Genomic DNA, 22,472 nt, shown 5'->3' on the forward strand with positions numbered 1-22,472 from the left:
GAACGCTGATGACCAAGCCGAGAGCCGCGGTCACGCTCGGGGTGCTCGCCGTCGCGCTCACCGTGCCGCTCGGGACGGTTCCCGTGGCAGGCGCAGAGGATGCGGTGATCGTCGACATCGGACACGTCGACGCGGTCGCCCCGCGCGTCATCGACGGCAGGCTCCAGATCCAGTACAAGGACGGCAGCCAGGGGCCGGACCAGGCGGTGTTCCGCGAACCCGGCACCGTCGTCACCCACGTGAAGCCCGAGTCGCGGCTGCAGGTGCCCGACGACCCGAACTACGCGTTCCTCGGCGACCCCGGTGACGATCTCTGGATCATCCCGGAGCAGCAGCTCGACGGCATCGTCTGGGCCGGCTGGAACACCGAGTCGCTCACCCCGTCCGAAGTGGATCCCGCGTCGGTGCGCTGGACCCTCGACGCGATCACCGGCGACGAACGCGGTTCCGCGCCGCCCGGCGCCATGACGATCTTCCAGAGCGGCTCTTTCGGTGAGCCATTGCCCAGAGTGTTCGACACCAACCAGCCGCTGCCCCAGACCTACGGGTTGGTCCTCGGCACCCACGCGCACGGCAACTGGACCTTCAACGCGGAAGGTGTCTACCGGCTGACCTTCACGATCACCGCGACCTCGGCCGACGGCCGCCCGCTGGCCGACACCGAGACCTACACGTTCGCCATCGGCGATGTCGACCCGACCACGGTCCAGCCCGGCGAAGGCACCCAGCCGCCGACCACGACGACGACCACTACCACCACCACGACCACGACCACGACCACCACGACCACCTCGGGGACCACCACCAGCACCGGTGCGCCGGCCGACGACTGCGTCGTCCTGGCCGACGGACACGTCGACGCGGTCGCGCCGCGAATACTGGACGGCAGGCTGACCACGCAGGTCAAGGACGGCACCTCGGGCCCGGACCAGGTCGTGTGGCGCGAGCCGGACTCCGTCGTGCTGCACGCGGTGCCCGCGTCGAGGAACAGCGTCCCGGACGACCCGAGCTACGGGTTCCTCGGCGCGGCGGGAAGCCCGGTGTGGCTGATCCCGCAGACCCAGGTCCCGGGTGTCGTGTGGGCGGGCTGGAACACCGAGTCACTCGACGCGGGGACGGTCAGCGGGGACGTGACCTGGCGTCTGTCCGCAGTGGACGGACCGGGGAACGTGGCAGTGTTCCTCACCGGGCTGACCCCCACCGTCGTGTTCAACGCCGCCGACGGGCTGCCGGACACCACGCACATTCCACTCGGCACGCACGCGCACGGCAACTGGGGCTTCACCGCGGAGGGTGTCTACCGGCTGACGTTCACCGTGACCGCCACCCTCGCCACCGGCGAGACGCAGACCGACACGGACACCTACACGTTCGCCGTCGGGAACGTCGACGCCTCGACCGCGCTCGGTGGCAGGTGTGCCGGTGGCGTGGCACCCACCGGCACCACGTCCACGCCCGCTCCCGGAGGCCAGGACGAGACCGGCACGCCGGACCCGCAGGCCAGCGGCAAGCCGCTGGCCTACACCGGCACCGGCGGTCTCACCTACCTGATCCCGGCCGGCGCGCTGCTGCTCGCGGGTGGCGGGGCGCTGCTGGTACTTGTCCGCCGCCGCCGAGCACACCGGTAGCAGCCGCGCCTCTCGCACCCGGAAGGAACACGTCGGCCCCGCCACGAATCGTGGCGGGGCCGACGTGTTCCGCCTAGTGCTGTGTCCACCGACGTTTGTGGGGTCCTGCGGCGGGTCCGGCCGAGCCGGCGGTGATCGCCGTGCCGGGACGGGGCTGGTGTGCCGTGAAAGGCGCGTTCGGGACATCGCCGGTGTTGTGAAAGGCGCGTTGAGTGCGTTGAGCGCCCTGAACGCGCCTTTTCCCAGCATGGCCAACGCCGTGAAAGCGCCTTTCACGGCACAACGGGATGGCAGGCAGACCGATCCTCGCCAAAGAACCACGTTGCCAACCCGCAAGGCCATCCCGGAGACCTGCCCCTCCGGCGAGGAGCCGCCGGAGGCAAACCCGTCCGGCGACAAACCACGAACCCACCCCGGCCAACCTAAGTGGACACAGCACTAGGTGGTCAGGCCTGCACGGTGAACGTGTAGCTCGCCTGGTCGGACACCGTGGCGCCGGACGCGGCGAGTACACCGCTCACCTCGAAGGTGATGGTGTACGTGCCCGCGTTGCTGAACGCCCAGTTGGCGTGGGCGTGCGCACCGGTGGCGAGTGACCGGCTGTCCGGCAGCCCGTCCCTGCTGTTGAACAACACGGTCGGGTTGCCGAGCGACGTGGTGTAGATGGCGAACTGTCCGCCGGTCACGCCGGTGAGCCGGAACCGCAGCGTGTTCGACTGGAACACCCCGCCCGCGACGTCGGTGCTGTTCCAGCCGGGCCACAGCAGGCTCGCGTTCTGGGTCTGCGGCAGGATCCACACCGTGCTCCCCGGCGTGCCGAGGAAGCTGTAGGCGGCGTTGTTCGGCACCGTGGTCTTCGCGCCCGAGAGCACCCGCAGTTCCACGTCCGCGGGGTCTCGTTCGACGGCCGGGCTGACCGTTCCGTCGAGCAGTCGGACGGTGAGCGCACCGCCCGCGTAGTCCACGTCGACCACGTCGACGTGTCCGGTGGACAGCACGGTGGCGGCACTGGCCGGGCCGGCCGCACCGACCACGACGGCGGCGGCGACAGTCACGGTCGCCACGATTCTGCGGGTTGTCCGCATGGTGTTCCCTCTCTCAGCCGATGTAGAAGGTGTAGACGGCGGGGTCCGACGCGACCGGCGTGCCGTCGGCCAGCGTCGCCGTCGCCCGGAACGTGGCCTTGTACCAGCCCGGCTTCGTGAACGCCCAGTTGACGTGGATGTGCCCGCCGGTGGCGAGGTCGATGTGGTCTGGCCCGCCGTCGCGGCTGTCGGCCAGGACCGTGGGCGCGCCGACGGCGTCGGTGGTGAACACGCTCAGCGCACCCGGGCCGCGCACGCGCCACAGGGTCAGCCGGACGCTGTCCCCGGTGAACACGCCAGGCACCAGTTCCTCAGTGGACAGTCCGGGGAACAGCAGCGCCGGGTCCCCGGACTGGGGGAGAACCCAGACGGGGGCTCCCGCCCGGCCGAGGAAGGCGTAGGCGGGGTCGTCGGGCACCGTGGTCTCCGACTCGGGCAGGGCTCTCAGGATCACGTCCGCCGGGTCGCGCTCGACGGGTGGGTCGACCGTGTCGTCGTGGACGTGCAGCTCGAGCGCCCCGTCCTCGTAATGGATGTCGACCGCGTCCACATGCCCCTGATCGAGCACCACTTTGCCGGTGGCCGTCGCGGGCACCGTGCCCGCGACGAGCGCGAGCGCGGCGAGGCCCGGTACCAGCATGGCCGTGCGTATACGCACAGGAACTCCTTTCAGCACAACGAAACGAACATCATCACGCTAACAAAATTGATAATCGTTTTCGTTAGACCAAGTGGTGGCATTCCCGGAGTCACATGCGCATGACTGAATCAGGCCGCGGCTTCCATGACGTGTTCGTCGGCTGCGCGGTGCGGGCGCCGGGCGAGCAGGCCGTGTTTCGGTCCGAGCAGCCAGGCGGTGAGGAAGACGGCGGTGAGGACGAGCACGATGGTTCCGCCGGTCGGAAAGTCCCATGACCACGAGACGTAGAGGCCGACGAGCGCGGACAGTCCGCCGATGGCCGGCGCGAGGGTCATCATGACGCCGAGGCGGTCGGTCAGCAGCCGGGCCGTCGCGGCCGGTGTGATCAGCAGCGCGAGGACGAGGATGTTGCCGATGGTCTGCACGGAGATGACCACCGCGAGCGTGACCAGCACGTAGAGGAGGATGTCCAGCCAGAACACCCGCAGCCCCATCGCCCTGGCCATCTCCCGGTCCAGGGTGATCGCCACGAACTCCTTGTGCAGCAGGAAGACCACGCCAAGCACCAGGACCCCGGCGCCGCCCGCGACGTAGAGGTCCTCGTCGGGGATGCCGGTGATGGAGCCGAACAGGAACTGCTGCAGGGAGCCCGCGTAGCCGGGTGCCCGCGAGATGATCACGATGCCGAGCGCGAACGCGGCGACGAAGAACACGCCGATCACGGAGTCCTCGCGCAGCCGCCGGTTCTGGGAGAACACGGCGACCAGGATGGCGGTGGCGACGCCGGCGAGGGTACCGCCGAGGATCAGGTTGCCCGAGACGACGAATGCGACGGCGAGGCCGGGGAACACGGCGTGGGCGACGGCGTCGCCGATGAAGGCCATACCGCGCAACACCACGTAGCAGCCGACCACGCCGCACACGACCGACGACATGACGGCGATCAGCAGTGCCTTCGGGAGGAACGCCAGTTCGGGGTTGAACAGGTCGGTGAGGAACTCGATGGGGGACACGGGTCAGGTCGCCTTCAGGATCTTCAGCAGTGGGTTGTGCTCGCCGACACCGAACGTGTCCATCCAGAGCCGTTCGTCCCGCAGCTGCTCCGGCGTGCCCGCGGCGACGATCGTCCGGTTCAGGAGCGCGAGCCGGTGACAGGTGTACAGCGCGGCGGGCAGGTCGTGGGTCGTCATCAGCACCGCCCTCGCCTCATGGGCGAGGGACAGGACCAACTCCGACAACAGCTCCTGGGTCGGCATGTCGAGCCCGGTGAACGGTTCGTCGAGCAGCAGCACCGCGGGCCGCAGCGCCAGCGCGCGAGCGACCAGGACGCGCTGCCGCTGCCCGCCGGAGAGCTGGCCGACCGGCCGGGTGCGCAACCCGGTCATGCGCACCAGTTCGAGCGCCTCGGCCACCGCCTCCCAGTCCGCGACACCCGGGCGGCGGAGGAGGCCGAGCCTGCCGGTCCGGCCGGTCATGACGACGTTCTCCACGGAGATCGGGAAGTCCCAGGCGAACTCGTGGCGCTGCGGCACGTACCCGATCTCCGCGCGACCAGGCCGCCGTACCGGCCGGTCGGCCACGAGCACCCGGCCGGTGCGGGGGTGCAGCAACCCCACCAGCGTCCGCAGCAGCGTCGTCTTGCCCGCGCCGTTCGGGCCGACCAGCCCGACCAGCTCACCTTTGTCCACGGCGAGGTCGACGTCGGTGAGGACCAGCCGGCCGCCCAGCTCGACCGACAGGCTCTCCACCCCGAGCGCGGTCACGACTCGTCCCGTGCGGACAGCGCGGCCCGTTTCGCCGCGCGGCCACGTGCCGCCACGACGAAGACCCCGGCCAGCAACAGCACCGCGACGGCGCCGATCGCGAACAACAGCAGGCCCGGCCCGCCGCCCTCACCGCCGCCGTCCCCGGCCGCTTCGTCCGCGCGAGCGGCGGGCTGAGCGCTCGCGCTGCCCGGTGCCGGTGCTGGCACGTCGGCGGCGAAGGCGGCCTCGACGTCGGTGGCGTCACCGACGGCGAACCGCAGTGCCTGCGAGTCGGTGACCGTGCTGCCGTCCACGAGGTCGGCGGTGACCTCGACCCGAACCGTGTAGACGCCCGGTTCGGTGAACACCCAGTTGGCGTGGGTGTGGGTGTTCACGTCCACCCACACCTCCTGCGCGCCGTCCTTCGTGGAGTCCCACAGCACGTCGGCGGCACCGAAGTTGCCTGCCTGCAGGTAGACGAACAGCTCACCCGGACCGTCCACTCCGGACATCCGGAGCGTGGCGCCGCCGTCGATCGTGGCCATCACCTCGGGATCCTGGGTGTTCCAGCCCACCCACACCACATCGGGGTTCTGCACCTGCGGCAGGACGTGAACCGGTGTCCCCGGCAGCCCGATGAACGAGTACGCCGGATCGTCGGGCACGGGGAGCACCCCGGCGTCCGAGACCTGGAACACCGTCCGGTCGAGGTGGCGCCACACCGACGGGTCCGAGGTGGCGTCGTGCACCATCAAGGTCCACTCGCCGTCGGTGAAGCGAGGGCCGACGTCGACGTGGCCCTGTGACAGCACCTTCCGGTCGGTGGCGACGCTCTGCCCGCTGTCGATGGTCTGGTCCAGGCCATCGCCCGGCGGCGGCTGCCCCTGTGCGGTCACGGCACCGGCCGGGACCAGCAGTGCCGCCGCGGCGAACACCGCCAGGACGCGTCTCATCGGTTTCTTCCCCCTGTCAGCCAAGGCATTCGCGCAGTGAGTCGGCGTTGAACCGCATCATCTCGACGTAGGTGGTGACCTCGTCGTCGAACGTGTCGCCGTAGATCGGGCAGACCCGGACGCCCTGCTCATCGGCGACCTCGGTGAGGGTCGAGGAGCGTGCGGCGAGGTTGGGTTCGAGGAACACGGCGGGGACGTCGAGGTTGCGGATGGTGTCGGTGAGCTTGCGGCGGTCCGCGAGCGAGGGCTCGACGGCCGGGTTGGGCGTGACGAAGCCCGCGATCTTCACGCGGTAGGCGTCGGCCAGGTAGGCGAACGCGTCGTGCGTGGTGACCAGGTAGCGGCGGTCCCGGGGAATCCCGTCGATCCGCTCGCGCACGTACCGGTCGAGCGCGTCGAGCTCGGCGAGGTAGGCGGTGGCGTTGCGGCGGTAGGCCCTGGCGCCCTCGGGGTCCTCCTCGATCAGGGTGTCCCTGATGACCTCCACATAGGACATGGCGTTGCGGACGTTCTGCCACAGGTGCGGGTCGATCTCGCCGTGCACGTGCTTGCCGAGCACCGCCTGCGGCAGCTGGTAGATCTGGTCGCCCGCGTGACCGAGGAAGGCGTGCTGCGGGCCGGCGGGGATCTCGTCGAGTGCCTTGTTGGGCACGTCGATCACGGCCCTGTCGGCGGGGACGACGATCTGCGTCGCTTCCCCGCCGCCCTCCGGGTCGTACAGCGCGTACAGTTCGCCGCGGTCGAGGTCGACGGTGAGGTCGGCGTGCCCCTGGTCGAGCACGACCGGATCGGCCACGCCGGACTCCGACGTGGCCCTCGCCGGTGGCACCCCGACGGTGACGGTGAACGTCGACTCGCCGAGCGGTACCGGTTTCGACTCCTGGTCCACCCGCAGCCGCGCGGACAGGGTCAGCTCGTAGACGCCCGGCTCGGTGAACACCCACGACATGTGCGTGTGCGCGTCGGCGGGCAGTGTCGCGGTGTCGTCACGGAACCCGGTGCCCGCGTCGAACCCGTCGCTGGAGTCGAAGTAGACGTCGGTGTCGCCGAACGACCCGGTCAGATACCCGAAGACGCGGCCGGGCCCGGTCACCTCGGTCGCGCTCACCAGCACGTCCGAGGCGCGGTTCGCGCCGTGCTCCGCACCGTCGCCCCTGGCGCGCAACCCGAGCCAGATCGTGTCGAGCGAGACGTCCTCGACCAGTGGGATGATCTCGGCGGCGTACTTCACCGCGTCCTCGGCCAGCGACACGTTCGCCGCGTCCTCGTCGAGGTTGGCGTCCAGCGTCCTGATGATGTTGTGCTCCTCCAGCATCACGTAGTTGCTGAACGCCACGTCGGCGTACACGACGTTCCGCACGTCCCGCAGGCTCGGCTCGTAGGAGTGCGGGTCCCCGCCGTCGGGCACGAGCGACGTCACGTTCACCCGGTCCCCGCCGACGTGCTGGACGAGGTCCCGCAACAGGCCGGTGGTGGTGACCACCTGCACCCGGCCGTCCCGCTCGCTCAACACCGGCGGAGCCGCGCACGCCGACGACAACACCGCCAGCGCGAGTCCGACCGACAAGCAGGGTCTTCGGGAGGACCGGGAACGACGCACGAACACGCTGCCTAACTGGACCGAGGGGACCGAACCGGCGACTCACTGGAGACGACAATGATTACCATATGCGATAACCGCGAGGGCGTCCATGGCGATCGACGTGCTGGGTCACCCCGTGCGCTGGGGTCCACCGCCCGGGTTCACCCGGGGCGTTGGTTCTGGAACTGGAACTGGACGCGCACGGAGTCGTCCATCCTGACCACGAGCGTGGAGTTGCTCGCCGACCACCTGTTGGGTACCAGGAACATGCGGTCGTTGGCGTGGATGAGCAGTCGCAGGTTGCGGTAGCGGTAGCGGAACGTCTGCCCTTCGGACAGTTCCAGCGCGTTCTCGTCGATCCCGGGGCTGCGCAGGTAGAGGCGCTCTTTGGTGTCGAGGATGACGCTGGGCAGGCGGTCGAGGTCGAGGGCCTGCTGTTGCGCCAGGCCGCGGCCCGACCACTGGGCGACGGTCGCGGTCGTCCAGAACACGCTGACCACGACGACCACGATGACCAGCGCACGGGACGATCGGCGCAGTAGCAGGGTGGGGTCGTCGGCCGGCGTCGGTGCGGATCGGCGGCGTAGCAGTTCCCGGACCTGGGACCCGTACGCGATGAGCGCCGCGCCCGTGCCGGTCAGCAGTGGGGTCACGAGTGGGTAGTAGGCCCACTCGCGGACCTGCGCGTAGACCAGGAGCAACACCAGGCCCACGCCGAGGAGGGCCAGCCCGGCGGTCACGCAACCGAGCGCGAGTTGCCGGAGGTGCCCGGCGCGCCGGGCGGTCACCGCCGTCTCCTCGGCCGCGCCGGGGCCTGCCGCGGCCACCCAGCGCCGCGTCTGCGCGAGGAGCGCCAGTACGCCGATACCGGCCAGCGTGAGCACCAGCATGGGCACGAGGAGCGGCTGGGGGCTCCGCATGACGTAGTCCTGGGTGTCGAGCCCGACCGTGTCGACGTCGATGCCGAAGTACTCGTACTGCGAGCGGGACGACACGTAGCCGAAGTAGAACAGCAGGGCGCTGAGGGCCGTGGCCGGCGCGACGATGGTCGCGCCGGACCGGACCCACTGCTCGAGCCTGCCTGCCGAGGAGGCCTCGTCGCTCATCGCACTCAGCCCGTGGTGAGGGGCGGGCTCTCCTCGGACGGCGGCTGTTCGTCGGTCGTCGGGACCTCGTCCGTGGTCGGGTCCTCCGGTGATTCCTCGTCCGGCTCCGGCTGGTGCAGGGAAATCGGTGACCTGTCATCGGCGAGGAGCTCGTCGCATTGTCGCGCGTTCTTCGACACGCAATGTCCCGTCAGCCGTAAATAGGCCTCTTTCCCGTCCGCCCCGGTCGCGGTGATGGAGACCGAGCACGACTCGTCCGCGGACGTGAAACTGAACGATTCGGTGCAGCCCTGGACCCCTCGGCAACTCGACCCGGTGATGTCGAAAACCCCGCCAGGGGTGATCCGGGTCGACCTGACCGGCACGGACACCCCATCGGGTACCGCTGTCTGTCCCAGCCATCTGACGAGCACGCACTGCCGCAGCGGTGCATCGGTGTAGTTGTCGGCCTCGCCGGCCGGCAGGTTCGGGTAGGAGAGGGATTTCCCGTCGTCAGGGGGTCGCGGCGGCTCGGGGCCGGTACCTTCGACTTCCGGGCTGCCACTGGTGTCGGTGATGTCGGTGTCCGGCGGCGGGTCGCGGGTCTCCCCTGAACCGCACGCGGCGAGCGACGCGGTCAGCGCGACGGCCAACAGTCCTTGCCGGACCAAACAGAACTTGTCCTTGGTCATGTCAGTCACCCCTACACAAGAGGAGTCTGCATCAGTCTGCCGATCGTTACGACCCGTGCCGGACGCGACCGGTGAGCACGTGGCTGCCGGCAAGAGCCAGAGCGCGGACCGACCCCGTCGCACGGGCAGGAGATGCCCAGCACGGACGCCTTTCCCGAGGTCGGTCGGGGATTGCCGGCGACACGTCATGGCGACCGAATTTCACCCGGCACGGGAATCCTTCGACGTTCTGCTCGTTCGGGTGACTTCCGCCTTTCTGGTCATCTGCGCTTCCGGTGGCCGTGTTTTACTGCGACGGTCGGCACAGCGAAGAGGGGGCTCGACCCGCTGGGCCTGGCCCTCCTCGACGTCAGCAAGAACGGCGTGCGGATCGTCGTCCACGAGTACGACGTCGATCGGCCCGCGCACGCCCACGTCACCGGACGAGCACCTGCGATCGGCGGTGTACCGGCGTGTCGTCTCGGTGGCCGCCGCCGCGCGGAACCGCGACCGCGACCACGTGATCGTGGCGGCCATCCTGCGCGACACCCACGAGATGGCGGCCAGGACGGCGGTGGTCCACCTCGTGGACGAGGTCGCGATGCGGGCGACCGGCCCCGCCGAGTTCCGGGAGTGGGCGGCGGACCTCCTGCCACAGCTGGACCGGCTCCGGACGGAGGGCAACCGCGAGTTCATCCGCCGCCGCGTCCACGACTGGCTGTTCTACCTGTCCATCAGGGACGGTCACGTGCCGGCACCCGCCGAGCTGGCGGCGGTCACCGACTGGATGCAACGGCTCCTCGCGGAGAAGTCGACGTCGCCGTCGGTGCTGGGACTGCTCGCCCAGTCCGGCGGCACCAGGAAGATACGCAACCTCGCGAAGCACCGTGCCGGAAGTCGCACGCTCGGAACGAGTTGAGCCAGGAGACAGGCTCTGTCGCTCAGGGTTGTCGCGTGGCCTGTCCCTGTGCGGTGGCGAGGAGAGTGTCGAGCGCCTGCCGGGACGCCTGGAGCTGAGTGATCGTCGCGTCGATCCGGGTGTGCTCCCGCCGGAGGTGCGCGATGAGGCCGGGGCACGGCGCCGGCAGGAGTTGTTCGCCGTCGCTGTGCACGCAGTGGAGTATCTGGGTGATGACCGCCGTGGGCAGGCCGGCCGCGAGCAGGGCGCGGATGTGCCCGACTGTGGCGACATCGGACTCGTGGTACTCGCGGTAGCCGTTGGCGCGCCGGGTCGGCCGGAGGAGGCCCTGCTCCTCGTAGTACCGCAGCAGCCGCTCATTCACTCCGGTTCTGTGAGCCAGGGCACCGATCCGCATGTGCGCCTCTCTCGTTCGCGCTTGACCTTCTCACTGATGTGAGACTTTAGCCTTCCCTCGTCCACTGCCGAAGAGGGAAGGATCAGTTGTGCCAGGTGTGGTGATCATCGGGGCAGGACCGGGTATCGGCCTGTCCGTCGCACGTCGGTTCGCGCGTGAGGGGTTGTCGGTCGCCCTCGTCGCACGGTCCGAGAACAGCCTGAAGACGGTGGCCGACACCGTGGCGTCGGCCGGGGTGCCCGTTGTCACGGTGGCAGCGGACAGCACCGACGAGACGGCGTTGCGTTCGGCTCTCGATGCCGCGATCGAGAAGGTCGGCGTGCCGGAGGTCGTGGTGTACAACGCGGCGATCATCCAGCCCGACGTTCCGGGTGAGTTGTCGGTGCGTGCCCATCAGGAGGCCTGGGCCGTCAACGTGGTAGGCGCGATCAACGCCGCCGCGCACGTCGCACCCGCGATGGCGCGGCGCGGCAGCGGTTCGTTCATCGTCACCGGTGGCATGCCGGAGCCGAAACCGGAGTACGTGAGCCTTTCCCTCGGCAAGGCCGGGGTACGAGCCCTGGTGACGCTGCTCGACAAGCGGTACGGGTCGGCCGGCGTGCACGTGGCGACCGTGACCGTGGACGGCCCGGTCGCTCCGGGCACGGCCTTCGACCCGGACGACATCGCGGAGCACTACTGGCGGCTGCACACCCAACCGCGCCACCGGTGGGAACAGGAAATCATCCACAGTGAACACGTCCCGGGCCACAGTCCGGAAGCGAGTGTCGTGGCAGGGCTCCTGGGTACGTGGCAGAGAGCGTTCGACGAGCAGCGGTGGAACGACCTCGTCTCGTTGTTCGCCGAGGACGCGCTCTTCCAGGGCATCGATCCGAGACTGCTCGTCGGTCCCGCGGAGATCACCGGGTATTACGGCAACGTCCAGGACGGGTCCCGGGCCACTGTGGACGTACTGCGCGCGAGCAGGCTGGGCGAGGACATGGTGGCGGGGTTCGCCGACGTGACCTTCACCAACCCGGTGGGAGAGCCGCGCCCGGTACGGCTGTCCATCGTGGCGCAGCGTGTCATGGGCGCGTGGCGAATCCGCCAGTACCACGCGGCAGCACACGCCGGTGCGGCTCAGCGGGTCCGGTAGCGCGCGTAGACCAGTCCGCTGTCGAAGGCACGCTCCTCGACCAGTTCGAGGTCGAGGCGCACGCCGTCGGGGAAGAACCGCGTGCCGCCGCCGACCACGCTCGTGGTGATGAACAGGTGGTACTCGTCCACCAGGCCGGCCGCGATCGCCTGGGCCGCGAGGTTCGGGCCGTCGACGGTGAGGTCGTGCTCAGCCCCGGCCTTGAGCTTGCGCACCGCGTCCGGGTCGAAGGTCCGCTCGATCCTGGTCTTCGCGCTGGACACCGACTCCAGCGTCGTGGAGTACACGACCTTCTCCGCGGCCTGCCAGTCGCGGGCGTACTGCAGGATGTGCGGCGGCTGGTCGGGCTCGGTGTGCGCGGTCTCCCAGTAGACCATCGTCTCGTACATCCGCCTGCCGTAGAGGTACGTGCCGACGGGGCGGAAGAGGTCGTTGATGAAGGTGTGCACCTCCTGGTCCTCGGCCCCGGTGCCGAGATCGCCCTCCGCCGCCTCGGCGTAGCCGTCGAGCGAGGTGATCATCGAGTAGATGAGCTTGGCCATGAGTCTCCTTCGGGTACGAGCGCGGCGGTCTGCCGGCGGTCCGCAGGTTGTGACCTCCGAACGACCCGAAACTCATCGGTCTGCCGGCCGGCCGGTTCCGTGGCCGACTGCGGAGCAGGAGGAGAAAGCCGGAACTGCCACCTGACCGTGGGCCGGTCCGGCATGATGTCCGATCATGGTGGCCTACCACAGTTTCGGATCACAACGCGCGCCCGTGGCGATGCGGGAGGCCTATCTGGGGCCTGGTCCCGACGACCCGGTCGCGGCGGCCGCGGCGCGGACCCGGTCCGGGTGGGCCATCGCCGAACAGCTCTTTCCCGGGCGGGTGTACGACCACACGTGCGCGGTCCCGCTGTTCGAGAGGTCCCATCCGGAGTCGGCGGAGGTGTGGCTGGGGGAGTTCGGCGACACGGTCGTGTGCATGGTGCCGTCGAACGTCGAGAACCAGCGGGTGAACCGGCACGTCGGCGCGGATCGGCCGGTGCGGGCCGAACTGGTCGAGGACGAGCGGGCGACGCTCGCCTACGTCGACCGCGTGGCCGGGATCGAACGGTTCGTCGAGCTCGGCCCGGAGGCCACCCGCGGGACCGTGCGCGGGTCTGCCCGAGGTGAGCCCCTGCCGTTCGAGGAGCCGTTCCTGGACGGTGCCGACGGCGAGGTGTTCCCGCGGTCGGAGTACCTGCGGGAGGCGCGGTCGTGGCTGTTCGCGGTCGGCTATCCCCGGGGCCCGGTGCCGCCTGCCGCCACGGTGGTCCGCGGCTACCTGCTGGGGCCGGTCGACGGGCCGCCGCCGCTGGCGGACGGGCGTACGGTGGTGGCGCTGCCAAGCCCGGACGAGCTGGCCGACCTGCTCGCCGGTGCGGAGCTGCTGGACGAATGCGACGGGCGATACGTCGCGGGCGGCGGTGACTGGTTCCAGCTGCACCGCGTCGATGCGGAGCACGCACTGCTGGTCGGCTGCGATGTCGAGGACACCGAGACCTTCTTCGCCGCCGCGGTGGCGTACTTCGGCGCGAACTACGAGACCGACCTGCTCGCCGCGGTCCCCGAGTGGTGGTCCGACCTCGTGCGCACGCGCCATTCCGGCGCGTTCTCGACCGGCACCGGGTTCGACCCGATCAACATCGTGTGCGGGTGGGACGGTCGAGGATGGACCAAGGCGATCGGTGCGCCCGGCCCGGTGCTTCTGTACCACTTCCTCGAACCCGACGAAGAGGCCTGACGAGGAAGGCACGTGGCCGCGAACTCGGTGGTCCGGCGCTAGTGCTGTGTCCATTTGCGTTGGCCGGGGTGGGTTCGTGGTTTGTTCTTGCCGGACGGGTGTTCTCGCCGGGCGGGGTTTGCCTCCGGACGGGTTGCCTCCGGCGGCTCCTCGCCGAGGGGCAGGTCTCTGGGATGGCAGGCAGCCTCGGGTGTGGTGTGGGGCTTGCGCCCCCCGGCGCCCCCGGCGTCTCCCGCACCCTCACGACATCCCGTTGTGCCGTGAAAGGCGCTTTCAGGGCGCTCACCGCCCTCAACGCGCCTTTCACAGCGTCGGCGATGTCCTGAACGCGCCTTTCACGGCATACCAGCCCGATCCCCGGCACGGCGATCACCGTCGGCATGGCCGGACCTCGCCGCAGGCGGCATCATCAACGTGTCCTCAACCGCGGCCTTCCAGCCCATGCCCTACCAAGCCAGCTATGCCGCGACCAAGGCGGTCGTGCTGTCCTTCACCGAGGCGCTGGCCGAGGAACTGCGTGGCAGCGGCGTCCACGTCATGACCGCGCACCCCGGCGCGATCGCGACCGGCTTCTTCGACGGCACCTCGGCCACGATCGACCCGGCCGCCGACACCGCGGCCACCGTCGCGGCGCGAACGCTCGACGACTACGCCAGGCGGCGTGCGGTGTCCTACCCTGGCCGGCGCGTGCACCGGGCCCTCACCTGGCCGGCGCGCCTGCTGCCGCGCACCGTCGTCACGCGGGTAGCGGGTGCGTTCAACCGCCGTCATGGCCTGCACGAGGTCGTCGACATCGGCTGACGTACCTGGCGCTCCCATCGCCTCGCCCATGCGGAGGCGAGCTCGTACCGCGGGATCTGCCAGGTGCCGCAAGGACTCCGCGTCAACCACCACAAGCCACCGCGTCGAGCACTGGCCGATTGCCCAGTGCTCGACGCGGTGGTGGTGGGAAAGGTCGGTCAGCTGCTCACGGACGCCGAGAAGTTGTCCACTGCCAGGCCGACGCCGCCGTTCCACGGTTCGAAGCCCGCCTGGATACTCGTCAGGTACCACGACGTGGTGATGGCGCCGCGGGCGCGCACGTCGTTGATGAAGTCCAGCACGCTGAACGACCACGACGTTATCGGCGATGGGGCCACATAGGAGATGACGTTGTTGGCGCCGTTGCTGCCGCGCCACACCTGCCAGCTGCGGCCGCCGATCGTGGTGGTGCCGACGACACTGCCGATCGGCTGGATCGAGCCCTGGCGGTTGAACCAGATCATGATCTCCATCTGGTTCACGCCGTTGGTCTTCGGGGTCGGGTCGAGCCAGATGTCGTAGGAGGCGTTGTAGGTGCCGCCGACGTACCGGTAGTTGATGGACGAGGTCGCGCTGCGGATGCGGCTGACCTGCATCGGCAGGGTGGAGCCGGGGGAGCAGTTGCCGTAGTGGCAACCGAGGAACACCGACGGGTACGACAGCGGTGCCCCGTTGGTCGGTGCGGAGCCCTGCTGTTGAGTGATCCGGAACCCGGTCGAGGTGACGTAGATGCACTGTGTCGCCGAGGTTCCCCACCTGTTGTTCTGGACGACGTAACGCCCCTGGATCGTGGTGGAACCGTATTGGTCACAGATGGTGACGTCGGCCTGGGCGGGTGCCGCCGGTGCGACAGCGACTCCGGCGGCCACGAGCAGGGCGGCGGACAAGTGACGGATGCGCATCGAACTCCTTCAGTCGGCGGTGACTGGGAGCGCTCCCAAAGTGCGTACCATTGACGATGACCGCAACGTGCCGCGATGTCAAGCCGTCCGTGTGGGTGCTGTCACGTCATGTCTTCGTGCTCGATGGCGAGATGCGGTTCGGCCCGGCATGCCCGCCGTCAGCCGTTCTCATCGAGCGTGATGACCACTTTGACGTCCTCGTTCGTCTCGATCGCCTCGGCGGCTCTGTCCAGGGGCACTCGACGGGTGATCAGGCCCGCCAACCACTCGATGTCGGCCTTGGCGAGGATGTCGGCGGCCTGCCGGTAGTGGCGGAGGTTCGCGTTGACCGAGCCGACGACGACATCGTTCTCCAGCACCAGTTCGCGGTTGATGCCACCCGCGTCGACCGGGAGACGGCGGCCGGCGGCCGACACTCCGGTGAGGCAGACGATCCCGTACGCGGCGGTGTGTGCCATGACGTCGAACACGACCTGGCCCGCGCCCGTGGCCTCGATCACGACGTCCGGTTCGAGCCGGGCGGCGACGTCGTCAGCGGGGGCGTGGTGGTAAGTCGCACCCAGCGCCTCGACGAGACCGGGTTTGGGACCCTCGGTCACCCGGTCGAGCACATGGACGTCCAGACCCCGCTGCATGCCGAGGAGAGCCGCGAGCAGACCGATCGGACCGGCGCCGGTCACCAGCACGCGGCGGGGCTCGAACCAGGAGCGCGCACCTATCCGGTCCACCTGCTCCCATGCCTTCGCCACGACTGTCGTCGGCTCCATGAGCATGCCGATGTCCGCCAGCCGCGGGTCCAGCCGCACCGCGTAAGCCGGCTCGACGGACCAGAGTTCGCTGCCGAACCCGTCCAGCTCCTTGATGCCGCGCTCGGTGTAGCGGCCGTTGCGGCACATGTCGAACTCACCGTGCCCACAGGCCCCGCACGGCACGGGATCCGGTCTGCGCACCACTCCGGCGACGAGGTCGCCGGCATGGAAGCCGCTGCCCGGCGGCGCTGTCCGCACTCTGCCCAGCGACTCGTGACCCAGCACGAGCCGCTCTTTCCCCGGTGGCGCCCAGCCGTACTCGCCGCGCACGATCTCCCGGTCTGTGCCGCAGACACCGAGCGCGAGCCCTTCGACCAGCAGTTCGTCCGGCCCGACCACGGGCTCCGGCACCTCGGTGACGGTCAACGACCCCGCCCGGCCGGGTTCGACGGTCAACGCTCTCATGCCGGTCGGCTACCCCATCACTGTTCAGGTCACCCGCCTGTCACCCGGATGGTGAGCGAGCCGCAAGCCGGGTACGACCGGACAGGCGCCTGGCGGGCCTACGACGCAGCGGCGAGGATATCGGCAAACGACGGGGTCAGCGTCTGCGCGGTGGTGGTGTCCGCGTTGACGATGCTGACGACGGCCAGGTCACCGACGAATCCGTCGACCATGACGCCGCCGCGCACCGACTCCATGGTCTCCAACGGATGGTCCTCGTGGGTCTCCGAGAGCTGCCACGTGAGTGACGTCGCCGAGGACAGCTCGTCCGCTGTGAGCGGGCACGCCTCGGCGGAGCCGCTTTCCGAGCCGCCTTCGGCGCCCGTGGCGCCGACTGTGGGCGCCGAGGCCCCGTCGTGATCAGGTGAACGAACGTGCCGGTGAGATCGCCCCAAAGGGCTCAGAGCCCCGTAGCCTCGCGGCCCCGGCGGAAGAACGCGTGACCGCGGGCGGAGACGGTGAAAACCGGCCACTGGCGCTCGTTGAGCAGTTCGTCGTCCAACGCCGGCAGGTCGCTGGGTCTACCCGACCGGGTGGGCACAGCCCATCGCCTCGTCGGCGGTGTGCGCGCCGTGGGTGTGCCGCAGGTGCACCTCGCCCCATTGCCGGACGCTTTCCACGACGGGCAGGACCGTGGTGCCGTAGGGCGTGAGGCGGTAGATGACGGGTGCCGGGACCGGTCCGGTCACCACGCGCTCGACGAGCCCGTCGGCCTCGAGCTCACGTAGTTGCTCGGCCAGCACTTTGGGCGTGATCGGCGTGCCCCGGCGGCGCAGTCCTGCGAAGTGGGACTCGCCGTGGGCGAGCCAGTACAACAGGGTCAGCTTCCACTTCCCCCCGAGCGCGGCGAACGCCGCCGCCATCGGGCAGCCGGGCAGCGGGTTGGGGCGCGCCGGGGAGGGGTTACCCGCAGGTGCCTTCTTGTTCATGGTTGTGCTCCGCCGGATAGTCGGGTCGTGAACATCCGCACCCTGCACACCGTGCCACACGGACGAATCCTGGCCGCGTTCCTCGTGGTCCTCACGCTCACCGCGCCGGCGTCGGCAGCGGGCGACACCTCGACGGCACCCGCCACCTCCGCGGCAGGCGCCGAGGACGGCCAGCGAGACTTCGACTGGGAGCTCGGCGCCTGGCACACGGAAGTCCGGGTGCTCGCCGATCCACTGTCGGACACCGAGGACGAATGGCTTCACTTCACGGGGACGTCCGTCGTGCGCCCGCTGCTGGACCGGCGGGCGAACGTCGTCGAACTCAAGGTCGCCGGACCGACCGGACGGATCGAGGGCCTCAACATGCGGCTCTACGAACCAGGGGCGAAGCGCTGGAGCCTGACCTTCGTCAACATCCGCGACGGACTGCTCACCCCGTCGGTTCACGGCGGGTTCCACGACGGGATCGGCGAGTTCCACGGCGACGATCAACTCGGCGGCCGTCCGATCAAGGTGCGCTTCCTCATCTACCGCCAGGGACCGGACCGGGCCAGGTTCGAGCAGGCGTTCTCGTCGGACGACGGCGCGACCTGGGAGACGAACTGGGTCGCCATCGACCGCCGCATCGACCGCTGAGAGCTGGACCCACGACCGGTGAGGTCGTGGGTCCACGCACCAGCGCGGCCGAACGTTGGGCGTGAAAGACATTCAATTTCCGGATGTCGCGGTTGTTGTCAGTTCTTCGCAGGATGCCGGTTCTATTTTGTCAGCGGCCAATGGGTAATTCGTGAGGCAGCGCGGAAGTCCCACACCTGTCGTGTTCTGAGTAAAGTCGGGGGCGTTGCGGCCCGGTAGGTGTCGAACTTTTGTCACGAAGGTGGCGGTCATGGCGACGAGCCCCGGTAGGCGGGCCGACGGGTTGCCGGACACCCAGCTGTTGTGGGCGCAGCTCCGCGACCGCGTGGACGTCACCGAGCGGATGCGGCCGATGGTGCCGCAGATGGTGCGCGTCGCGGTGACCGAGATCCAGCGTTCCGTCCCCGAGTACGCGGTGCCGCTGGAGGGCAAGTTCCGCGACGTGCTGGTCGGCGCCGTCGACATGGCGATCACGCAGTTCCTGGACAACATCCGCAACCCGCACGCCTCGCAGGTGGACTGGGAGAAGACGTTCCGCTACGCGGGCCGGGTCGAGTACCTGGAGGGCCGCAGCCTCGACGCGCTGCAGGCCGCGGTGCGCGTCGGCTCGCGCAGGGTGTGGCGGATGGTCAGCACCGCCGGCCGCCAGCTGGGGGTCCACCCGACCCGGCTGTTCGCGGTCGCGGACGCGATCTTCGCCTACACCAACGAGATCTGCACGGTGGCGCTGAAGGGCTACCTGGAGACGCAGGCGCAGCACACCGGCGCGGTGGAACGCAGGCGGCGTCAGCTGATGAAGCTGATCCTCGCCGACCCGCCAGCGCCGCTCCCGGCGATCACGGAGCTGGCCGCCACCACCGGGTGGTCGGTGCCGGCGCGCCTGGCCGTGGTGGTGCTGGAGTACCGCGAGGACCAGCACCAGCTGCCTGCCAGCGCGCTGGACCGGCGGGTGCTGGTCGACCTGGAGAGCAACCAGCCGTGCCTGATCACCGCCGACCCGGAGACCGACCTGCGCAGCCTGTCCGACGAGCTGCACGGGCGGCGCGCCGCGATCGGCCCGGCGGTGCGGGTGTCCGAGGCGCACCGGTCGCTGGACGTGGCCAGGCGGACGTTGCGGCTGGTCCAGCGCGGTGTACTGCCGGAGCGGCAGATCACCTGGTGCCGCGACCACCTGTCCACCCTGGCACTGCTGTCCGACACGTTCCTGGTCACGCAGCTGACCCGGCGGGCCATGGCACCCCTCGCGGCACTGACCCCGAAACAACGCGACCGCCTCGCCACCACGTTGCTGGCCTGGCTGGACACCCGAGGCGGCATCAACGAGATCGCCACCCGCCTGGCCATCCACCCGCAGACCGTGCGCTACCGCATGCGCCTGATCGACGATCTGCTCGGCGAGCAGCTGTCCGACAAGAACCAACGGCTCACGCTGGAGATCGCTCTGCGCGCCCACCAGCTGCTGTCGAAACTGGAGGCCGGCGCTGACGAGCCCCGTGCAAGGCCACCAGCAGGCTGAGCCGGGTGTCCGACTGGTGCAGCCGGTCGCCGTACAGGGTGCGCAGCTGGTTGAGGCGGTAGCGCACCGTCTGCGGGTGGACGTCCAGCTCCTGCGCCATTTCCGGCGCGGTGTAGCTGGTTTCCAGCCACAGCGACAACGTCTCGAGCAGCTTGTCCCGCTGCCGCGCCGGTATGGCGGCCAGCGGGGCCAGCGCGGCGGCGGAGATCTCGTCGACCAGGAACGTGTCGTCGGACAGCCACAGTGTCGCCAGGTGCTCGTCGAACCAGGTCACCTCCGCGTCCGGCAGCACGCCGGTCTGTACCAGGTGGACGGTGCGCCGCGCCCAGTGCAGCGAGCGGTGTGCCTGCGCCACGGGCGCGGCGGGGCCGACCGCCGCCCGCCACCCCGGCAGCACCGTCGGCAGGTCGGCCACCAGCTCCCGTTCCTCGGCCGAGACCAGCAGGCACGGCTCGTTGCCCTCGAGGTCGACCAGCATGCGCCGGTCCAGCTCCGACTCCACCGCGCCGCGGCCGCCCCGGTCACCCAGCGCGACGGCGACGACCTGGGCGGGCAACTGCCACCGTGCCGCCTCGGCCAGCCTGGCCAGCGCGTTGGGCGACGGTGTCGCGGAGGGCCCGCCCAGGATCATCTCCATCAGGTGGCGCCGCTTGCGCTCGACCGCACCGGCCGCCCTGGCGCGCGACATCGCGTGCCCTTCCACCGAGAGCGCGGACAGCTCGTCGATGTAGGCGAAGATGGCCTCCGCCAGCAGGCACATCGTCTCGGTCGGCACGCCTGACCGCTGGCCGATGCCTGCCAGGTGCCGCCAGGACACCCGCGCGCCGATCCGGTACGCCTGCTGCAGCGCGTCCACGATCTGGCCGTCGTCCAGCTCGAACTCACCGAGGTCCCGGAACCGGCGCCGGTGGTCCTCCTGCGGGCGCGCCGGGTCGGCCAGCCGCTCGATGAACTGCAGCACCGCCTGCTGCACGTTCTCCACGATCGACCTGCCGAACGCGTCGTCCAGCGGCTGCGCGAACGCGGGCACCTCCCACTGGATCTCCACCAGGATGTCGCGCGTCAACCGCGGAATGCGCGGCCGCAGCACCGTCGCCAGCTCGGCGGGCAGCATCGACCACAGCTCCACTCCCGGGCCGCCGGACGTGGGCGACAACATGGATCCGTAGGCAATCCGGGGAGGTCGCTCCGTCACACGACGAAATTACCGCCGAAACCGGCGTCCGGACATTCTGGCGGATATACCTCCCCGGACCCGACAAAAGCGCTCGCCGCGCATTGTCCGGATCTGACAAGTACCTCACGGCCGGTGCATGCGCGCCCAGAGTTCCGGCCACGGCGCGGCCGGGCTGGTGCACAGCCAGACCGGCACGTCCCGGTTGGCCACCGCGGCATCAGCGTCGATGCCGCTGCCGAGGGTGACCGTGGCGACCCGGCGCACGTCGCCGAAGTGCCGCCGCAGCCAGTCCTGATCGCCACCGACGTAGAGCACCTGGGTGGTCTCGGCACCGGGGGGACCCAGGTACCAGTAACCGCGTTCCGGGCCGTAGGCGCCGGGCAGACCACGTTCGCGGCCGTAGACGTCCAGTGCGCTCGCCTGCCAGTAGCTGTCGCCCATGACCGCGGTCCGCGCGCGTTGTTCCCGCGGCAGGTCGTGGTAGGCCGCCGCGGCGGTGTCGGCCAGCCGGGGCCAGCCGTAGCTGCCGCTCGACACGAAGTCCACGATGTCGATGCCGCTGAACGCCGACGCGGGCCGCACGGGCAGCGCCAGGTAGACCATCAGCGGGATCGACAGCGCGAACACCGGCACCGTGGGCACCCACCGCCACCAGCGGGCCGTCGCACCTCGCTCGATCATGACGGCCGACGCGGCGAACGCGACCGCGAACAGCCCCGCCAGGTAGTAGAAGCGGCTCGCGGTGACCAGGAAGACCAGTGTCACCACCAGGATCGCCACCCCGAACAGGCGGAACGGGCGCAGCGGCTCGGCCCGCAGCAACGCGAACACGCCGTGGCACACCAGGAACACCCCCGGCAGCAGGCCGGCCGCCAGTACTGCCAGGGGGAGCATCATCGGCGGCCCGCCGAGCAGCCGCTGGTTCTGCTCCGCCACCACCTCCTGCATCAGCAGGTACGGCCAGTCGTTCCGGCTCTGCCACCACAGCGTCGGCGCGGTGACCAGCACCGTGAGCACCCCGCCCGCCCACAGCGCAGGACGGGTCAGCAACCACCGCGGCCCGACCAGCAGCGCGGCGACGGCCAGGGCCAGCCAGAAGAACGCGATCAGGAACTTGCCCTGCATGGCGATCGCGGTGACCACCCCGGCGACCAGCAGCAGCCGGTCGGACCCGGTGCGCACCCACCTGGCGACCAGCCAGCTCACCAGCACCCAGCAGAACGGGTCGACGGTCGAGGTGGCGAGCACGTGCCCGGACGCCAGCAGCTGGAACGACAACGCGTACGCGCCCGCGGTGAGCACCTGGGCCCGGTGCCCGCCGCCGAACTCCCGCGCGATCAGCGCGGCCAGCACCACCCCGGCGCACGTGAGCAGCATCGGCAGCAGGCGAAGCCCGATCACCGAGCCGGGGAGCACCGTGTCCAGCGCTCTGGCCAGCACCGGCAGCAGCCACGGGTTGTCGGCGTAGCCCCATGCCAGGTGGTGGCGGCCGGTGGCCAGGAAGTACAGCTCGTCACCGAAGTAGCCGAACCGGCCGCTGACCGCCAGCAGGACGGCCCCGGTGACCGCGGCGATGGCCAGCACCGGCAGCCGGGCGAAAGCAGGCGCGGACACCTGCTCCCGCTCGGCCGCCTGCCGGGACAGGGTCGCCACG

At 70.0% G+C, this 22,472-nt stretch carries 23 protein-coding genes; 7 read left to right on the top strand and 16 right to left on the bottom strand.

What is annotated here, in order from left to right; all coding sequences use genetic code 11:
* The first annotated feature begins 8 nt into the window (after window positions 1–8).
* Entirely contained in the window at window positions 9–1,628 is a 1,620-nt protein-coding gene (locus FHR82_RS24360) for a choice-of-anchor M domain-containing protein (RefSeq protein WP_184812831.1), read from the top strand.
* Window positions 1,629–2,074: 446 nt separating this feature from the next.
* Here the strand turns inward: FHR82_RS24360 and FHR82_RS24365 are convergent, their stop codons facing one another.
* The 8 genes from FHR82_RS24365 to FHR82_RS24400 form a co-directional block, all read right to left on the bottom strand.
* Complete coding sequence (locus tag FHR82_RS24365; protein ID WP_221464216.1) at window positions 2,075–2,683, bottom strand: choice-of-anchor M domain-containing protein; 609 nt, start codon at window positions 2,681–2,683, stop codon at window positions 2,075–2,077.
* 43 nt (window positions 2,684–2,726) lie between these two features.
* Window positions 2,727–3,371, bottom strand: a complete 645-nt coding sequence (locus FHR82_RS24370) for a choice-of-anchor M domain-containing protein (protein ID WP_184812833.1) — start codon at window positions 3,369–3,371, stop codon at window positions 2,727–2,729.
* Window positions 3,372–3,481: 110 nt separating this feature from the next.
* A complete protein-coding gene (locus tag FHR82_RS24375) occupies window positions 3,482–4,366 on the bottom strand; it encodes an anchored repeat-type ABC transporter permease subunit (RefSeq protein ID WP_184812834.1) in 885 nt (294 codons plus the stop codon).
* A 3-nt stretch (window positions 4,367–4,369) separates the two neighbouring features.
* Window positions 4,370–5,116 (bottom strand): anchored repeat-type ABC transporter ATP-binding subunit, encoded by a 747-nt coding sequence (locus FHR82_RS24380; RefSeq protein ID WP_184812835.1) that lies wholly within the window; start codon window positions 5,114–5,116, stop codon window positions 4,370–4,372.
* A complete protein-coding gene (locus tag FHR82_RS24385) occupies window positions 5,113–6,051 on the bottom strand; it encodes a choice-of-anchor M domain-containing protein (RefSeq protein WP_184812836.1) in 939 nt (312 codons plus the stop codon). Before FHR82_RS24385 ends, FHR82_RS24380 begins: the two co-directional genes overlap by 4 nt.
* A gap of 16 nt (window positions 6,052–6,067) precedes the next feature.
* A complete protein-coding gene (locus tag FHR82_RS24390; protein ID WP_221464217.1) occupies window positions 6,068–7,618 on the bottom strand; it encodes an anchored repeat ABC transporter, substrate-binding protein in 1,551 nt (516 codons plus the stop codon).
* Between the two features lie 176 nt (window positions 7,619–7,794).
* A complete protein-coding gene (locus FHR82_RS24395; RefSeq protein WP_184812837.1) occupies window positions 7,795–8,739 on the bottom strand; it encodes a hypothetical protein in 945 nt (314 codons plus the stop codon).
* Window positions 8,740–8,744: 5 nt separating this feature from the next.
* On the bottom strand, window positions 8,745–9,410 hold the full coding sequence (locus FHR82_RS24400) for a hypothetical protein (protein ID WP_184812838.1): 666 nt from the start codon (window positions 9,408–9,410) through the stop codon (window positions 8,745–8,747).
* Window positions 9,411–9,852: 442 nt separating this feature from the next.
* Here FHR82_RS24400 and FHR82_RS24405 point away from each other — a divergent pair, with 442 nt between their 5' ends.
* Complete coding sequence (locus tag FHR82_RS24405; protein WP_184812839.1) at window positions 9,853–10,308, top strand: hypothetical protein; 456 nt, start codon at window positions 9,853–9,855, stop codon at window positions 10,306–10,308.
* A gap of 22 nt (window positions 10,309–10,330) precedes the next feature.
* Here the strand turns inward: FHR82_RS24405 and FHR82_RS24410 are convergent, their stop codons facing one another.
* Window positions 10,331–10,705 (bottom strand): MerR family transcriptional regulator, encoded by a 375-nt coding sequence (locus tag FHR82_RS24410; RefSeq protein WP_184812840.1) that lies wholly within the window; start codon window positions 10,703–10,705, stop codon window positions 10,331–10,333.
* A gap of 88 nt (window positions 10,706–10,793) precedes the next feature.
* Between FHR82_RS24410 and FHR82_RS46390 the strand changes: the two genes are divergently transcribed.
* Window positions 10,794–11,840, top strand: a complete 1,047-nt coding sequence (locus FHR82_RS46390) for an SDR family NAD(P)-dependent oxidoreductase (RefSeq protein ID WP_184812841.1) — start codon at window positions 10,794–10,796, stop codon at window positions 11,838–11,840.
* Here the strand turns inward: FHR82_RS46390 and FHR82_RS24420 are convergent.
* Window positions 11,825–12,382, bottom strand: coding sequence for a dihydrofolate reductase family protein (locus FHR82_RS24420; RefSeq protein WP_184812842.1), 558 nt, complete (start codon window positions 12,380–12,382; stop codon window positions 11,825–11,827). The two genes, FHR82_RS46390 and FHR82_RS24420, sit on opposite strands and share 16 nt — an antisense overlap.
* Window positions 12,383–12,557: 175 nt before the next feature.
* On the opposite strand from FHR82_RS24420, the gene FHR82_RS24425 reads away from it, so the two are divergent.
* Together FHR82_RS24425 and FHR82_RS24430 are read left to right on the top strand one after the other, a co-directional pair.
* Window positions 12,558–13,604, top strand: coding sequence for a hypothetical protein (locus FHR82_RS24425; protein WP_184812843.1), 1,047 nt, complete (start codon window positions 12,558–12,560; stop codon window positions 13,602–13,604).
* 405 nt (window positions 13,605–14,009) lie between these two features.
* Window positions 14,010–14,405 (top strand): SDR family NAD(P)-dependent oxidoreductase, encoded by a 396-nt coding sequence (locus tag FHR82_RS24430; RefSeq protein ID WP_311771302.1) that lies wholly within the window; start codon window positions 14,010–14,012, stop codon window positions 14,403–14,405.
* 158 nt (window positions 14,406–14,563) lie between these two features.
* On the opposite strand, the gene FHR82_RS24435 is transcribed toward FHR82_RS24430, so the two are convergent.
* The 4 genes from FHR82_RS24435 to FHR82_RS24450 form a co-directional block, all read right to left on the bottom strand.
* The gene (locus tag FHR82_RS24435; RefSeq protein WP_184812844.1) at window positions 14,564–15,307 is read right to left on the bottom strand and encodes a GH12 family glycosyl hydrolase domain-containing protein; all 744 of its coding nucleotides are present in this window, start codon (window positions 15,305–15,307) and stop codon (window positions 14,564–14,566) included.
* Window positions 15,308–15,465: 158 nt separating this feature from the next.
* Window positions 15,466–16,521 (bottom strand): glucose 1-dehydrogenase, encoded by a 1,056-nt coding sequence (locus tag FHR82_RS24440; protein WP_184812845.1) that lies wholly within the window; start codon window positions 16,519–16,521, stop codon window positions 15,466–15,468.
* A gap of 98 nt (window positions 16,522–16,619) precedes the next feature.
* Window positions 16,620–16,766 (bottom strand): hypothetical protein, encoded by a 147-nt coding sequence (locus FHR82_RS24445; RefSeq protein WP_184812846.1) that lies wholly within the window; start codon window positions 16,764–16,766, stop codon window positions 16,620–16,622.
* Window positions 16,767–17,081: 315 nt separating this feature from the next.
* The gene (locus FHR82_RS24450; RefSeq protein WP_225943880.1) at window positions 17,082–17,489 is read right to left on the bottom strand and encodes a winged helix-turn-helix transcriptional regulator; all 408 of its coding nucleotides are present in this window, start codon (window positions 17,487–17,489) and stop codon (window positions 17,082–17,084) included.
* A 27-nt stretch (window positions 17,490–17,516) separates the two neighbouring features.
* On the opposite strand from FHR82_RS24450, the gene FHR82_RS24455 reads away from it, so the two are divergent.
* Both FHR82_RS24455 and FHR82_RS24460 read left to right on the top strand, forming a co-directional pair.
* On the top strand, window positions 17,517–18,125 hold the full coding sequence (locus tag FHR82_RS24455) for a hypothetical protein (protein WP_311771249.1): 609 nt from the start codon (window positions 17,517–17,519) through the stop codon (window positions 18,123–18,125).
* Window positions 18,126–18,375: 250 nt separating this feature from the next.
* Window positions 18,376–19,641, top strand: coding sequence for a PucR family transcriptional regulator (locus tag FHR82_RS24460; RefSeq protein WP_184812847.1), 1,266 nt, complete (start codon window positions 18,376–18,378; stop codon window positions 19,639–19,641).
* Here FHR82_RS24460 and FHR82_RS24465 read toward each other — a convergent pair.
* Window positions 19,550–20,800, bottom strand: coding sequence for a PucR family transcriptional regulator (locus tag FHR82_RS24465; RefSeq protein ID WP_184812848.1), 1,251 nt, complete (start codon window positions 20,798–20,800; stop codon window positions 19,550–19,552). The two genes, FHR82_RS24460 and FHR82_RS24465, sit on opposite strands and share 92 nt — an antisense overlap.
* 141 nt (window positions 20,801–20,941) lie before the next feature.
* Window positions 20,942–22,471, bottom strand: a complete 1,530-nt coding sequence (locus tag FHR82_RS24470) for an ArnT family glycosyltransferase (RefSeq protein ID WP_221464218.1) — start codon at window positions 22,469–22,471, stop codon at window positions 20,942–20,944.
* Between the last annotated feature and the right edge of the window lies 1 nt (window position 22,472).

The sequence above is a fragment of the Actinophytocola algeriensis genome (assembly GCF_014203735.1).
Classification (GTDB): Bacteria; Actinomycetota; Actinomycetes; order Mycobacteriales; family Pseudonocardiaceae; genus Actinophytocola; species Actinophytocola algeriensis.